Origin of the sequence: Pallidibacillus pasinlerensis, assembly GCF_009996845.1 — a bacterium.
Lineage (GTDB): Bacteria > Bacillota > Bacilli > Bacillales > Caldibacillaceae > Pallidibacillus > Pallidibacillus pasinlerensis.
Map to the genome: position 1 here is coordinate 1 of NZ_JAACYS010000079.1, position 13,933 is coordinate 13,933.

The window sequence follows — 13,933 nt, forward strand, 5'->3', positions numbered from 1 at the left end:
ATTAAAAATAAAATGCATCTTATTTCTCAAAAGTAAATTTTTAAGGAGTGAATGTATTGGCTGATATCGTTATTATTTCAGGAAGTCCGACGGAAACATCTAGATCTGAGCAAGTTTTAAAGTTTTTAGGTTCTTTACTTGAAAAAGAAAATCTTTCCATCATTCATGTATCGGTGAAAGACGTCCCTGCAGAAGATTTAGTTACTGGTAATTATCTTAGCCCTGTTATTAAAAACATTGCACAATCGATAGAACTAGCAAAAGGCGTAATTATCGGAACACCGGTTTATAAAGGTGCCTATTCAGGTGTTTTAAAAGCATTAATTGATTTATTACCTCAAGATGTGTTTCAACATAAACCAGTGTTACCACTTATGACAGGAGGAAGTTCGAACCATCTTTTAGCATTGGAATATAGCCTAAAACCATTAATTGCTACATTAAAAGGAATTAATCTTAAAGGAATTTTTATTCAAGATGATCAAATTGACAAATTAAGTGTTAACCCGATTATTGATGAAGATGTTTTACAAAGAACAACGAAACAACTTTATTATTTTAAAAGTTTAGTTGATTTATCTGCAGTTCATTTACCAGTTTAATAAATGGATAGGAGATGACAATTCATGACAAAGAAACGAATTTATTTGAATGCTTTTGAAATGAATACACCTGGACATCAATCCCCGGGGTTATGGGCCCATCCTGAAGATCAGTCTCACCGCTACAAAGATGCGGAATATTGGATTGAACTTGCAAAACTTCTTGAAAAAGGGAGATTTGATGGCATCTTTATTGCCGACGTATTAGGTACGTATGATGTATACGATAACTCAAGAGATGCTGCCGTACGGAACGGGGTACAATCCCCAGTTAATGATCCGTTTTTAATTGTGCCGTTAATGTCTGCTGTAACAAAACATCTCGGCTTCGGTGTTACCGCATCAGTCACCCATGAACACCCGTATCCGTTCGCACGTCGTATGAGCACATTAGACCATTTAACAAATGGTCGCGTTGGTTGGAATATCGTTACTTCCTATTTAAAAAGCGCAGCCATTAATATGGGATTAGATGATCAAATAAGTCACGACGAACGATATGATATTGCTGATGAATTTTTAGAAGTTTGCTATAAACTATGGGAATCCAGTTGGGAAGATGATGCGGTAAAGGTTGATAAACAAAATCGAATTTATACAGATCCAGATAAAGTTCATAACATCAATCATTACGGTAAATATTTCAAAGTACCGGGAGCCCATCTCAGTGAGCCTTCTCCACAACGAACTCCGGTATTATTCCAAGCAGGCGCTTCATCACGGGGACGGAAGTTTTCTGCAAAACATGCCGAACTCGTGTTTATAGGTGCTCCGAACATTCCTGTAGCGAAGGAAACGGTGCGGAAAATTCGTGAAGAAGTGAAAAATGCCGGAAGAGATCCTCATGAAGTGAAAATTTTAACGATGTTTGTGCCAATTGTAGGAAAATCCCAGACTGAAGCACAAGCAAAATATGAGGAATATAAACAGTATATTAGTGAGGAAGGTGCTTTAGCCCTATTTGGCGGATGGACTGGTGTTGACTTATCTGGATACCATCCAGCTCAAGAAATTCGTTATATTGAAAACGACTCAATTCGCTCTACATTAGAAAACTTTACGAAATTAACGGTTACGGAAAATAGACCAACGACTGTTCAAGACGTCATTAACGCTATCGGAATTGGCGGTATGGGTGCTGCGGCTGTTGGTTCTCCTGAACAAATTGCCGATACATTGGAACAATGGGTAAATGAGGCAGATGTGGACGGGTTTAACATCGCTTATGCATTGTCGCCTGGTACGTTTAAAGACTTTATTGAACTAGTCGTTCCAATTCTTCAAGAAAGAGAGCTTGTACCGTCATCTTATCGAGATACAACGTTCCGCGATAATTTATTCGGAAAAGGTAATTACTTACCAGATCATCACCCGGCAAAACAGTTCAAAAAACATTTACAACATGTTTAACTTTAAGTAAAACTGCCAAATTTAACCACAATTCCTACTTGACTAATCGGATTTAAAATTATACAATTATTTCAAACTTTATATATTTTTATGAGAAGTTGAGGGTATCAACTTGAAGCAACTTTTCGTCCATTCACTCTTTTTATATAAGACAAATTTCAACAAGTTAAGACGTAAAAACCGAGTGATCTATCTCCCTCTTTTCTCGCCAGAAAAGAGGGAGTTTTACAAATTAATTCAATTTCAGAAAATGAAAATAAAATATATAAGAAAGGAAAGGGTGATTTATTTGTATGATTGTATCATCATTTCAGGAAGTCCTGCCGAAATTTCTGAAACTGAACAAGTATTAAAATATTTAGGACTACTACTCATTGAAGACGGTTTTTCAGTAAAACACATTTCCGTAAAAGATATCCCCCCAGAAACACTTTTCACCTGTAATAACCAATGCCCAAAAATTAAGCAAATTACAAGTTATATTGAAAACGCACAAGGAATCATTATCGGGTCCCCTGTTTTACAAGGGTCTTTCTCGGGTGTTTTAAAAGCCTTTCTCGATTTATTTTCACCAAACATTTTTGAACGAAAACCGATCTTTCCAATTATGACTGGTAAGAGCCCTGATTATCATTTCACATTAGAATATAGTTTCAAACCGCTTCTCTCAAATTTAAAAGGTGTAAATATAAAAGGCGTATATATTTTAGATGAGCAAATTGATAAATTTAGAGAAAATCCGATTATTAATGAAGGAAAATTACAAGCTACGAAAGATCAACTCTCGCATTTTATCGATCTAATCCCTTCTCGTTCTGGTAAAATATTTTATTTTGATGACTTGAGATTACTAAACAATGAATGGAGCATTAAAAAATCAAGAAAACCAATCAACTAATCCTCTAAATTATCTTCCATTAAAATTTAAAGACCAGACCTATATACAATAATGTATATAAATCTGGTCCTTCTTATTTTGTCCTCTCCCTATGAATATTTACGGATTGTAAGCTAAATATTTTTTCGCAATCTCATCTGTATCTTCTGTATACTTTGCACCTAAGGCCTGGGACGTTTTATTATCTCTACTGCCGAGCCAGGAAATTAATTGCAATCTCCGCATTAATATAAAAGTTGGGATTTCATCCTTCTCTTCCTTCGATAAAGTTCTTACTTTTGTCGCAAACTTGTTGGAGTAATTCCAGTCTTTCTGGCGTCATTCCAAGACCGTCTTACCAACGGGCCCATTTCGGATTTCGACCGATTACTGTATCAAAATCCAAAGTTAACCTTTTTACCCCATTAAACGTAGCCCAGTTTTTAATACTATAATCATGAAGTAGGGCAGTAACTTCTCCAAGACCTAGTTCCCCTTCTAAAAACGTAAAGGCGGTACAGTAATACGTAAAATCATTCCATTCGATTTTATTCCTTTGGATTGTTGTGTAAGTACACCATATTCAAGGAATTGGACAAATATGACTAAGTAACAAAGGCAATTAATACACAAAATATATATTAAAAAAGCAAGATTTCCAACGTTTAATTTCATTACATTTTTAATTCATTCACAAATTTTGTATGATAGAAGAGAAACAAAGGAGGAAATGCAAATGATGATTACAGATGTAAAATCTTACAGAAAACCAGATTATGCGATTGATGATGTTTTTATTGAACGTTGGTCACCAAGATCCTTTTTAGAAAAAGAAGTGCCTGAGGAAATCCTTCTAACAATTTTGGAAGCTGCACGTTGGGCACCATCTGCATTTAATGAACAACCTTGGCGTTTTATCATTGCAAAAACTGCAGAAGAACGGGAAAAATTCTATCCATTCATCAGTGAAAATAATTTAGCTTGGTGTAAAAAAGCACCTGTACTAACATTAATCCTTTCTAAAAAGACTAGAAATGGCGAACCACTAAGAAGCCATTCTTTTGATGCTGGTGCAGCATGGGCACATATGGCATTACAAGCAAATAAATGCGGATTAATCACCCATCCAATGACTGGGTTTGATTTTGATAAAGCTCGGGAAATGTTAGAAATACCTGAGGAATTTGCTATCGAAGCACTGGTTGCGATTGGTTATCAAGGAGAAAAAGAAGATTTACCAGAAGGATTTCAAGAACGTGAACAACCGAATGGACGACGCCCAATTAAGGAATCCATCTTCTCTGAAAAATTTGGCAAGGAATATAAATAATATTATTACACGGAATGTATATATTATTATTGGGGCTGTCCGAAAAGAAGAAAATACAGATCTTTGATGAGGAAATTGGCGGCGACTCCAGCGGGAACAGCACGAGCCGAAGACCCCGCAAACGCGCTTGTGCGTTGAGGAGGCTGAGGCCGTGCCCGCGGAAAGCGTCCGCCAAAGTACCGAATAATTCCATCAATAATGTCTAAAAATTGACTTTTTGGACAGCCCCACAGGTGGGGAAACGTTTTGAGATGCGGTGAAAAATGTTTTATCGTCGAATATAAAAATGGTAAACAAAAAGTTGAAAAACAAATATTGGCAAGGTCTCCTGCAGAAGCGAGGAAGAAAATTCGAAATACATTCGGAAAAGATACGTATATCTATTCTTCAAGGCTTAAAAAATAGCAAACTATAAAATTTTAAAGTTATTAATAATAAATGATGCATTTTTTCCATATATTTGCTATATTAATTATACAAAGAGAAGTCAAAGGGGAGTAGTTTTAACAATAAAGCCGTCATTTCATGGAGCCCCTGCTCCATCGGTTTTATTGGCAACGTATTTACGTTGTTAACGAGACCTTTGAATTATGATAACTTTTTCATAATTCAAGGGTCTCGTTTTATTTTTTCCTTTCGACTACATAAATAAAAGGAGGAAATTATGGATTTATCGTTATTTTTACAATATGGTTCAATTTTGTTAGTATTAATTGTTTTGGAAGGTCTACTATCAGCTGATAACGCCTTAGTACTTGCCGTCCTTGCGAAAAGCTTACCGTCGAAAGAATTACAAAAAAAGGCCATTGATATTGGCTTAATGCTTGCGTTTGTTTTCCGAATCGGTGCGATTTTTATCATTTCATACCTATTTCACGTATGGCAAATTCAAGCCATCGGCGCTGCCTATTTAATGTTTATTGCAATTAAACATTTTCTTAAGAAAGACGACGAAGTGAAGCAAGTGAAAAAGAAAAGTTTCCCAGGAACTGTTGCACAAATCGCATTAGCAGACATAGCCTTTGCTATTGACTCAATCTTAGCTGCTGTCGCTTTAGTTATCGCTTTACCACCAACAACATTTGGTACAATCGGTGGCATGGATACTGCACAGTTCGTCATTATCGTCCTTGGTGCACTTGCAGGATTAATTATTATCCGTTTCGCATCAGCATTATTTATCAAATTATTAACTACTCGTCCAAGTTTAGAATCAGCAGCGATGTTAATCGTAGGATGGGTCGGTGTGAAACTTGCAGTTCACACTTTAGCACATGAATCTGTACAAATCATTCCAGAATCCTTTGTACACGGTCCAATTTGGAACACAATATTCTGGGTAGTAATGGTTGGTATTGCTGTTATCGGTTGGTTTGCCTCTGGTAAAAAAGGAAATTCCGACCAAACATCTGAAGAGAAAGAAACTGAAAAACAAACAATTTAATATAAATGATTAAAATTAGACAAGGCTGTCCATTAATTTGAGCACACAAAGCTAACAAAAATGGACAGCCTATTTTGGTACACGGGGACGGGTCCCTTGTTTCATTGCCTAGTTACATTGCTTAAAAATGATACGAAATTTTACCTGTTTTCACCCACACCCTATTACTTCGTGAAGGAACTGTGTTTCAAAGTGGACGGACAGATGATATATTAACTGAAGAATCGTTATCAAACTTTTACAACCATACTGTTACATTACATAAAAATGAACAACGATATTTTATTTCCTTAAAACGTAAAAATGAAGCAATAATGGGCCAGCGATAAACTTTCTGGGAGGCAAAAACTGTTGCCTCCTAATTTTCTTCATAAATAATCCCATAAAAAACTAAATCTTCATATCGACCATCTTTTATAATATGGTCAACTAACACACCTTCTTGTTTCATACCTATTTTTTCTAATACCCTGCCGGATGCTGGATTTGACCGGAAATGTCGTGCATACACTTTATGATAATTCTTTTCATTAAATGCAAACTCAATCATCGCTTTTCCCGCTTCAGTTGCATATCCCTTTCCCCAATATTCTTCACCGATCCAATACGCCAACTCTCCATTACGGAAAGCTTTATTTTTTGATAAAGCAATCGCGCCAAATAATTTCCCCGTATTTTTATCTGTAATAGCAAATTCAAAAACCTTCTCCGATTTAACCTTCTTCGGCATCCCTTTAATCCATTTAATTGCATCGTCGATTGAATACGGATATGGTAAATTCATCGTAGATTTATATATATTGTAGTTATTTACTATACGAGCTACTTCCTCTGCATCTTCTAGTTGAAAAAATCGCAATAAAAGTCTTTCCGTCCGAATCGTTTTCTTTTCTTGATTATAAAACAATGAAACTCCCCCCTAATAAAAAAAGGTACATTTCCAAAAACTGGATTGTACCTTTGTTACTTTTCATTTTATACCATTTTAATTTATTTTCAATTCAATCATTAACCTTCTTCGTCTTTCCCCGCTTCTTTTGCTAATTGTTTAAAGGATTTTACTTTGCCATGGGGTGGATTGTTTTGAGTTTTTCTTAAACGCCAACGATCTCGTTTAGTTCGTTTTGACCAAGTCATGCATCATTTCCCCTTTCAAAATGTTAACCTATATCCCAACCATCTTCCCTACGCCGTTTAGCCTCTTCTTTTTGAATTTTATTTGCCTTTGCACTTCCAATTTCCTTCGCAAATTCAGTATCATGTACAGCTGAATCGATTCCTTGATTATTTTTTTGCTTCGCATCATTTTTCTTCGTTCGTTTCGCCAAAAAAATCCCTCCTTCAAATTTTATTATTAGGAGAGAAAAACAATTTATTCTTTCTTAAAAAATCTTCCATAACGAAAAAAACAGACAGAAATAAATTCTGTCTGTTCTCATATTAATGACGGATTAAGTAATCAAAGGCACCTAGGGCAGCAGTTGCACCTGATCCCATCGAAATAATAATCTGTTTATATGCACTGTCTGTACAGTCACCAGCTGCAAATACACCTGGCACACTCGTAGCACCTTGTTTATCAACAATAATTTGACCGCGGTCCATTTCAACAGTACCTTCTAACCATTCCGTATTTGGTACTAGACCGATTTGTACGAACACACCTTGTAATTCAATATGATGTTCTTCATTTGTTTCACGGTCAACATATGTTAATCCAGTTACTTTATCTGTACCAGTAATTTCTTTTGTAGCTGCATTTTTAATAACAGTTACGTTAGGTAAACTATTTACACGTTCTTGTAAAACAGAATCCGCTTTTAATTCAGGTGCAAATTCTAAAACAGTTACATGGTTAACGATACCAGCCAAGTCAATTGCAGACTCTAATCCAGAGTTACCGCCACCGATAACTGCTACGTCTTTACCAGCGAACAATGGTGCATCACAGTGTGTACAGTTGGCAACACCTTTTGTACGGAACTCTTCCTCACCAGGTACGCCAACGTTACGCCAACGTGCACCCGTTGCGATAATAGCTGTTTTACTCTTAAGCACAGCACCGTTTTTCAGTGTCACGTGAATCATATCGTCTTTTCTTTCCAGACCTTCAACGGACACAGAATCCATAATATCAACTGGATATTCTCTCACATGTGCTTCTAATTGGGCAGCTAATTTTTCACCATCTGTTTCTTTTACAGAGATGAAGTTTTCAATCGTAGTTGTATCTAGTATTTGACCCCCGAAGCGTTCAGCAACAATACCTGTACGTACACCTTTTCGAGCAGCATAAATTGCCGCTGAAGCACCCGCTGGTCCACCACCAATTACAAGTACATCGAATGGCTCTTTCTCTTCATATACAGAAGAATCAACTTCACTACCAAGTTTCGCTAAAATATCCTTAACTGTCATACGACCACTTTCAAAGAATTCGCCGTTTAAGTAGACAGCTGGCACAGCCATAATGTCTTTACTTTCAACTTCATCTTTAAAAGCAGTCCCCTCAATCATTGTATGGGAAATACCAGGGTTAAGTAGACTCATTAAGTTTAATGCCTGAACAACTTCAGGACAGTTATTACACGTTAAACTAACATATGTTTCAAAGCGGTATTCACCTTGAATGTTTTTAATTTGATCAATGATCTCTTGTTCAACTTTCGGCGGTCTACCACTCACTTGTAGCAACGCTAGAACAAGTGAAGTAAACTCATGACCGAGAGGAAGACCGGCAAAAACGATGCCAGTCTCTTCTCCAGGTCTATTGACACTAAAGCTAGGAGTGCGCTCTAGTTGAACACGCTCATATTTAATACGAGGTGACATATTTGCTAATTCTTCAACAAGCTCAAGCATGTCTTGAGAAACTTTATCAGAACCAACACTTACCTTAAGATGTACATCACCTTCGAGAAGTTGTAAATATTGCTCTAACTGTTGCTTTATATCTGCATCTAGCATTTATTGATCACTCCTCAATTTGCCTTGCCCTCTTATAAACAAACGGTCATAAAGCTATTAGATTTTACCTACAAGGTCAAGACTAGGTTTTAATGTTTCTTCTCCTTCTTTCCATTTCGCAGGGCAAACTTCACCTGGATGGTTACGTACGTATTGTGCTGCTTTAATTTTATCAATTAATGTACTTGCATCACGTCCAATACCGTCTGCGTTAATTTCTACTGCTTGGATAACACCGTCTGGATCGATGATGAAAGTACCTCGATCAGCTACTCCTTCTTCTTCACGAAGTACATCAAACATACGGATTAATTTATGAGAAGGATCACCGATCATTGTATATGTAATTTTACCGATTGCTTCTGAATGATCATGCCATGCTTTATGAACGAAGTGAGTATCAGCTGAGCAAGAATAAACTTCGCAACCTAATTTTTTCAATTCATCATATTGTTCTTGTAAGTCTTCTAGTTCTGTAGGACATACAAATGTAAAGTCAGCTGGATAGAAGCATAGAACACTCCATTTTCCTTTGAAATCTTCGTCTGTTACCTCAACGAAATCTCCGTTACGGTAAGCTTGTAGTGTGAATGGTTCAATTTGTTTTCCAATAATTGACATTTGCAATTCCTCCTGTTGAATCTTTTTTAAAATAATTATCTTCTAGAAATTATTATCAGATACTTTTTAAAATATAACAATAAAATTTTTGTTAAATTATCGTTAAATAATTTTGAACAAAGTATCTGTCACACACTATCATTATCCACATTAGTCATATTTTAGTCAAATATAAAGCACTTTTTTCATATCTTAGACAAAATCTCGTTCTTTTATATTACAATGTTCAAACAATCAAAGAGAATAGTTCGTATTCTCAAATATTATACGTAATTGAAAAAATAGAGTACAAAAATATTCCAAGAAAATACGCAGCTAATAAAGCGAAAAACAACTTTTTCCAAAACCTTATATTCATTATTGACTACAATTAGTCAGCTAATTCATATTAATACTCACCTATTTTGTTTTACATACCAATAAACCATTTAATAGCAATTATTAAAACACATTATATTTTCATAAACATAGGGGAAATTATAAACGTATATCCAAACTAGGAGGTAATACTTTATGGCGAGATTAAAAAGGAACCCGTCAAAAGCAGGCGTAAGTGCAGCGAGTGTTAAAGGTAATGCCGGACCTGGGAAGAAGAAGGCCCATGTTGATAAGGTGAATAGTCAGAACAATCAATATCCAAAATAATAAAAATAGGCTGTCCATAAAGTTAATTTTGAAGTTATGCTTCATTGCGTTGGCAGACGCTTTCCGCCGGCGGTCTCAGCCTCCTCGTCTCTACGTTCCTGTGGGGTCTTCGGCTCGTGCTAGTCCGGCTGGAGTCGCCGCCAACTTCACTTCAAAATGTCGGGATTTTGGACTTGTTGGACAGCCACTTTCCTTATTTAAATAGTCGTTTTTTCGCTCTTCGGAAATTTCCCTCGAATTTCCTCAATTACTGGAATGCTTTTCCTTGTTGTCGGATCAAACATGACACAAGTAACGAGCGCTTCAGTCAATATTTCATTCTTTTGATTATAAATGGATTGTTTAAATTTCAAACTTTTATTTCCTATATAATTAGGAATTGTTTCAATTTGTAATCGATCCCCAAGTAACGCTTCCTTTTTAAAATCAATTTCAATTCGAATAACGACAGTACCCAAATTCTTCTCTTTCATATCAAGGAAGTTCATTCCCGTTGCTTTATAAAACCAATTTTCTCTACCTTTTTCTAAATAATCAAGGTAAACTTTATTATTCACATGCCCCAATTCATCGATATCGCTTTCGATTACAGTTAGTGAAGTTTTGTCAATCATATTTCTCCCCTCCATTTTATTTGACCTTATGTACTTTGTTAAGAAACAAATTTTTACTAGAAAAATTTGTCAAAAAAGTTACACCCATAAAAATTTCCCCATTAACAAAAGACCCCTCTAATTACTATGATAATTTCTAACACCTATACTTTGCAAGAAATTTCATTATTATTTTAATAAAAATTTAAAGGCTGTTAAATAGTCATCTTCCTGACTAATCAACAGCCTCTTACCAAAAAAATATTTATGAATAATTTTTAAGTTTCTGAAGGGACATCATTTTCATCCATATCGTCAGCAGTCTCACCAGCTTTATTTCCTAGAGCTCCGCCCGCAACCGCTCCTGCTACCGTTCCTAAAGGACCAAAAACTGAACCAATCGCGGCACCCGCTACTGCACCAGTTCCTGTTCCAACCACTTCACTTACTGTATCATCCGTTTGATTTTGCTTCCGTTTATCTTTTTCTGCCAAAGCAATCACTCCCTATAATTTTTTTGGACTGAACTAGTAAATACTAGCTCATCCATTTTTATCTTTCCCTTTACCTTTCATTAAAATTATGGAAACTATTTCTGAGTATATTAATTCATCATACTTCAATAAAAATTGGAACAATCATCGGATTTTTCTTCGTTTGCTGTTGAACATAATCACGTATTGCTCTTTTAATTTTCTTTTTCATCCCGTTCCACGAATATCGTTCTTCATTAAGCAATTCATTCACTTTATTAAACGTAATTTCATTAATGCCGTTACGAAGTTTTGAAAAATTTTGATCAACAAACCCTCGCGAAAAAGTCTCCGGTTCAGCAAGAAGTCTGCCATCATATTTACTCATCGTAAGAACAATAATGAGCATTCCATCTTTCGAAATTTGTTTTCGATCACGTAAAACAAATTCCATATCCCCTACATCCCCATCATCCACATACATGTTTCCAATTGGGATGTTACGAGATTTTCGAGCGATGCCGTTTTCTATTTCAACTACATCCCCATTACGCAAAATAAACGTATTTTCTTTTTCGACACCGACACTTACTGCTAATAAACAGTGGTGATGTAACATTCGATATTCACCATGGATCGGAATAAAATATGTCGGTTTCATTAAAGAGAGCGTTAATTTTAAATCTTCTTGATAACCATGACCAGATACATGCATTCCCGATGCACTGCCAGAGCCATAAATTACATTTGCCCCTAAAGCGAAGAAATTATCGACAATCGTTGTAATATTTTTTTCATTACCTGGGATTGGTCCTGCAGCAAAAATGACCGTATCCCCTCGTAAAACATCAATTCCATGAAATTCTCCTGAAGACAAACGGGAAAGGGCCGCCAGCGGTTCACCTTGACTACCTGTACATAATATAACAACTTCATCAGGGTCATAAAAATTAATTTCATCCCTGTCAATAATCATCCCATCAGGAACTTGTAAATACCCTCTCTCAATGGCAATTTCAACTACATTGAGCATCGTTCTACCTAATAAAACAAGCTTTCGTTTCGTCTTTTCCGTCGCATTAATAATTTGTTGAATCCGACTTATGTTAGACGCAAAGGTAGATACAATAATTCTTTGTTTCGCTTTAATAAAGGCAGCATTTAAATGTTCTTCCACTTTTTGTTCAGACGGTGTAAAACCTGATCGTTCAGCATTCGTACTCTCCGATAATAAAAGTAATACCCCTTCCTCACCAATTTTTGCCATCTTATGTATTTCCGGACGCTCATTATTAGCTGGCGTTAAATCAAATTTAAAATCACCCGTATGAACAACATTTCCAACCGGTGTTTTAAAAATAATCCCTAAACAATCAGGAATACTATGATTAACTTTAAAGAAACTTAAATGAAATGAACCAATTTGAATCTCACTATCAGAATTAATTTCATGAAGTGTACTTTCTCTTAAAAACCGATGTTCTTTTAATTTCAGTTCAATTAGTCCAAGTGTAAACCGTGTTGCATACACTGGCACATTCACCTTTTTCAAAAAGTATGGAATGCCGCCGATATGATCTTCATGGCCATGGGTAACAATTAATGCTCGGACACGATGTTGATTTTCGATTAAATAAGAAAAATCAGGGATAATCAAGTCAATTCCTAATAAGCTTTCATCGGGAAATTTATTACCGCAATCGATGACAATGATATCTTGGCCATATTCAATTACATACATATTTTTACCTATTTCATTTAAGCCACCGAGGGCAAATACGGATAAAACTTCTCCTTTCTCATCCACAACAGACAGCCACTTTTGCTGTTTTTTTGTTAGTATACCCATAACTGTAAGAGCTACTACAATTTTCTTTACTTACATTTTTTAAAATGGTGAAAAATAACATTGAGAAAAAACTTTTGGTGGGATAATTCATATGAATTTCGAAGCATGAAATTTAGAATAAAATGGAGATTAGAGCGGAGAATAGAATTTTTCGCAATAAAAAACAGCGATTTAATCGCTGTTTTTCAGACTATGATATGATGACCCCTACGGGATTCGAACCCGTGTTACCGCCGTGAAAGGGCGGTGTCTTAACCACTTGACCAAGGGGCCAAAATACGAAGTGAGAAGGCGGGATTTGAATCCGCGCACCGGTAACCCAATCTAACGGTATAATAAACCGTCCTCTTCAGCCACCTGAGTACTTCTCTAAAGACGGTCCGGACGGGACTCGAACCCGCGACCTCCTGCGTGACAGGCAGGCATTCTAACCAACTGAACTACCGGACCATATTAAATTTTAAAAATAAGTAGCGGCGGAGGGAGTCGAACCCACGACCTCACGGGTATGAACCGTACGCTCTAGCCAGCTGAGCTACGCCGCCATATTCATATTTTATCTGGTGGAGCCTAGCGGGATCGAACCGCTGACCTCCTGCGTGCAAAGCAGGCGCTCTCCCAGCTGGGCTAAGGCCCCATAATTACTAACAATCATATGACCTTTAATAGGAAGCGCGCCCGAGAGGAGTCGAACCCCTAACCTTTTGATCCGTAGTCAAACGCTCTATCCAATTGAGCTACGGGCGCATTATTGTAAATTAATGGGGCGACCGATGGGAATCGAACCCACGAATGCCGGAGCCACAATCCGGTGCGTTAACCACTTCGCCACGGTCGCCACGGTCGCCACGGTCGTCATAAGTAAAATGGTGGAGGGGGACGGATTCGAACCGCCGAACCCTGAGGGAGCGGATTTACAGTCCGCCGCGTTTAGCCACTTCGCTACCCCTCCATTATGAATTTGGAATCATCAGCTGCATTTGTAACAGACGATTATTATACTAACATACTATCAAATTAATGTCAAACTTTTTTGAGAAAATTATTTTAAAATTCGTATCAAAAACGCGACTTTTATATATTAACAAGATTAATATTTATTGTCAATAATATCTTTATATT

Annotated in this window: 16 protein-coding genes and 8 tRNA genes; 7 read left to right on the forward strand and 17 right to left on the reverse strand. The window is 36.5% G+C overall.

From position 1 onward, the window contains the following. The first annotated feature begins 56 nt into the window (after positions 1–56). From ssuE to GW534_RS13815, 3 genes are all read left to right on the forward strand, one after another. The gene (ssuE, locus tag GW534_RS13805) at positions 57–602 is read left to right on the forward strand and encodes an NADPH-dependent FMN reductase (protein ID WP_161921586.1); all 546 of its coding nucleotides are present in this window, start codon (positions 57–59) and stop codon (positions 600–602) included. A 24-nt stretch (positions 603–626) separates the two neighbouring features. Then, positions 627–2,012: an LLM class flavin-dependent oxidoreductase gene (locus tag GW534_RS13810; RefSeq protein WP_161921587.1), complete on the forward strand. Its 1,386-nt coding sequence runs from the start codon at positions 627–629 to the stop codon at positions 2,010–2,012. A gap of 280 nt (positions 2,013–2,292) precedes the next feature. Then, positions 2,293–2,910 (forward strand): NAD(P)H-dependent oxidoreductase, encoded by a 618-nt coding sequence (locus GW534_RS13815; protein WP_312854683.1) that lies wholly within the window; start codon positions 2,293–2,295, stop codon positions 2,908–2,910. 99 nt (positions 2,911–3,009) lie between these two features. On the opposite strand, the gene GW534_RS16730 is transcribed toward GW534_RS13815, so the two are convergent. Then, a complete protein-coding gene (locus GW534_RS16730; protein ID WP_281352006.1) occupies positions 3,010–3,135 on the reverse strand; it encodes a hypothetical protein in 126 nt (41 codons plus the stop codon). A gap of 496 nt (positions 3,136–3,631) precedes the next feature. Between GW534_RS16730 and GW534_RS13820 the strand changes: the two genes are divergently transcribed. The 3 genes from GW534_RS13820 (at position 3,632) to GW534_RS13830 (ending at position 5,992) form a co-directional block, all read left to right on the forward strand. Beyond that, on the forward strand, positions 3,632–4,219 hold the full coding sequence (locus GW534_RS13820; RefSeq protein WP_407670485.1) for a nitroreductase family protein: 588 nt from the start codon (positions 3,632–3,634) through the stop codon (positions 4,217–4,219). A 664-nt stretch (positions 4,220–4,883) separates the two neighbouring features. After that, on the forward strand, positions 4,884–5,663 hold the full coding sequence (locus tag GW534_RS13825) for a TerC family protein (RefSeq protein ID WP_161921589.1): 780 nt from the start codon (positions 4,884–4,886) through the stop codon (positions 5,661–5,663). 182 nt (positions 5,664–5,845) lie between these two features. Further along, entirely contained in the window at positions 5,846–5,992 is a 147-nt protein-coding gene (locus tag GW534_RS13830; RefSeq protein WP_161921590.1) for a hypothetical protein, read from the forward strand. Positions 5,993–6,021: 29 nt separating this feature from the next. On the opposite strand, the gene GW534_RS13835 is transcribed toward GW534_RS13830, so the two are convergent. The 5 genes from GW534_RS13835 to ahpC all read right to left on the reverse strand — a co-directional run bounded on the left by GW534_RS13835 (position 6,022) and on the right by ahpC (position 9,251). Beyond that, positions 6,022–6,570 carry a GNAT family N-acetyltransferase gene (locus GW534_RS13835; RefSeq protein ID WP_161921591.1) on the reverse strand — a complete coding sequence of 183 codons (549 nt, stop codon included), beginning with the start codon at positions 6,568–6,570 and terminating at the stop codon, positions 6,022–6,024. Positions 6,571–6,671: 101 nt separating this feature from the next. After that, the gene (locus GW534_RS16560) at positions 6,672–6,800 is read right to left on the reverse strand and encodes a DUF6254 family protein (protein WP_246204168.1); all 129 of its coding nucleotides are present in this window, start codon (positions 6,798–6,800) and stop codon (positions 6,672–6,674) included. A 23-nt stretch (positions 6,801–6,823) separates the two neighbouring features. Continuing rightward, positions 6,824–6,991, reverse strand: a complete 168-nt coding sequence (locus GW534_RS16175) for a hypothetical protein (RefSeq protein ID WP_202630945.1) — start codon at positions 6,989–6,991, stop codon at positions 6,824–6,826. A gap of 112 nt (positions 6,992–7,103) precedes the next feature. Then, positions 7,104–8,630, reverse strand: coding sequence for an alkyl hydroperoxide reductase subunit F (ahpF, locus tag GW534_RS13840; RefSeq protein ID WP_161921592.1), 1,527 nt, complete (start codon positions 8,628–8,630; stop codon positions 7,104–7,106). Positions 8,631–8,687: 57 nt separating this feature from the next. Further along, complete coding sequence (gene ahpC / locus GW534_RS13845) at positions 8,688–9,251, reverse strand: alkyl hydroperoxide reductase subunit C (RefSeq protein ID WP_161921593.1); 564 nt, start codon at positions 9,249–9,251, stop codon at positions 8,688–8,690. Between the two features lie 513 nt (positions 9,252–9,764). Here ahpC and GW534_RS13850 point away from each other — a divergent pair. Continuing rightward, on the forward strand, positions 9,765–9,896 hold the full coding sequence (locus GW534_RS13850; protein ID WP_161921594.1) for a YuzL family protein: 132 nt from the start codon (positions 9,765–9,767) through the stop codon (positions 9,894–9,896). Positions 9,897–10,093: 197 nt separating this feature from the next. Here the strand turns inward: GW534_RS13850 and GW534_RS13855 are convergent, their stop codons facing one another. The 11 genes from GW534_RS13855 to GW534_RS13905 form a co-directional block, all read right to left on the reverse strand. Next, positions 10,094–10,510, reverse strand: coding sequence for an acyl-CoA thioesterase (locus GW534_RS13855; protein ID WP_161921595.1), 417 nt, complete (start codon positions 10,508–10,510; stop codon positions 10,094–10,096). A gap of 257 nt (positions 10,511–10,767) precedes the next feature. After that, a complete protein-coding gene (locus GW534_RS13860; RefSeq protein WP_202630946.1) occupies positions 10,768–10,983 on the reverse strand; it encodes a glycine zipper domain-containing protein in 216 nt (71 codons plus the stop codon). Positions 10,984–11,101: 118 nt separating this feature from the next. Beyond that, positions 11,102–12,703 carry a ribonuclease J gene (locus tag GW534_RS13865; protein ID WP_246204170.1) on the reverse strand — a complete coding sequence of 534 codons (1,602 nt, stop codon included), beginning with the start codon at positions 12,701–12,703 and terminating at the stop codon, positions 11,102–11,104. A 309-nt stretch (positions 12,704–13,012) separates the two neighbouring features. Beyond that, positions 13,013–13,084 (reverse strand) — tRNA-Glu (locus GW534_RS13870). Positions 13,085–13,094: 10 nt separating this feature from the next. Further along, positions 13,095–13,182: transfer RNA gene (locus GW534_RS13875), tRNA-Asn, on the reverse strand. 5 nt (positions 13,183–13,187) lie between these two features. Continuing rightward, positions 13,188–13,261 (reverse strand) — tRNA-Asp (locus GW534_RS13880). Between the two features lie 21 nt (positions 13,262–13,282). Further along, positions 13,283–13,356: transfer RNA gene (locus tag GW534_RS13885), tRNA-Met, on the reverse strand. Between the two features lie 16 nt (positions 13,357–13,372). Then, positions 13,373–13,448 (reverse strand) — tRNA-Ala (locus tag GW534_RS13890). A 36-nt stretch (positions 13,449–13,484) separates the two neighbouring features. Then, positions 13,485–13,558: transfer RNA gene (locus GW534_RS13895), tRNA-Arg, on the reverse strand. 15 nt (positions 13,559–13,573) lie between these two features. Next, positions 13,574–13,649: transfer RNA gene (locus tag GW534_RS13900), tRNA-His, on the reverse strand. Positions 13,650–13,678: 29 nt separating this feature from the next. Continuing rightward, a tRNA-Tyr gene (locus GW534_RS13905) sits at positions 13,679–13,763 on the reverse strand. Between the last annotated feature and the right edge of the window lie 170 nt (positions 13,764–13,933).

Coding starts and splice junctions, on each gene's coding strand:
- GW534_RS13810 (WP_161921587.1), top strand. CDS start 627: ATGACAAAGAAACGAATTTATTTGAATGCTTTTGAAATGAATACACCT.
- GW534_RS16730 (WP_281352006.1), bottom strand. CDS start 3,135: ATGCGGAGATTGCAATTAATTTCCTGGCTCGGCAGTAGAGATAATAAA.
- GW534_RS13825 (WP_161921589.1), top strand. CDS start 4,884: ATGGATTTATCGTTATTTTTACAATATGGTTCAATTTTGTTAGTATTA.
- GW534_RS16560 (WP_246204168.1), bottom strand. CDS start 6,800: ATGACTTGGTCAAAACGAACTAAACGAGATCGTTGGCGTTTAAGAAAA.
- ahpF (WP_161921592.1), bottom strand. CDS start 8,630: ATGCTAGATGCAGATATAAAGCAACAGTTAGAGCAATATTTACAACTT.
- ahpC (WP_161921593.1), bottom strand. CDS start 9,251: ATGTCAATTATTGGAAAACAAATTGAACCATTCACACTACAAGCTTAC.
- GW534_RS13850 (WP_161921594.1), top strand. CDS start 9,765: ATGGCGAGATTAAAAAGGAACCCGTCAAAAGCAGGCGTAAGTGCAGCG.
- GW534_RS13855 (WP_161921595.1), bottom strand. CDS start 10,510: ATGATTGACAAAACTTCACTAACTGTAATCGAAAGCGATATCGATGAA.
- GW534_RS13865 (WP_246204170.1), bottom strand. CDS start 12,703: ATGTATGTAATTGAATATGGCCAAGATATCATTGTCATCGATTGCGGT.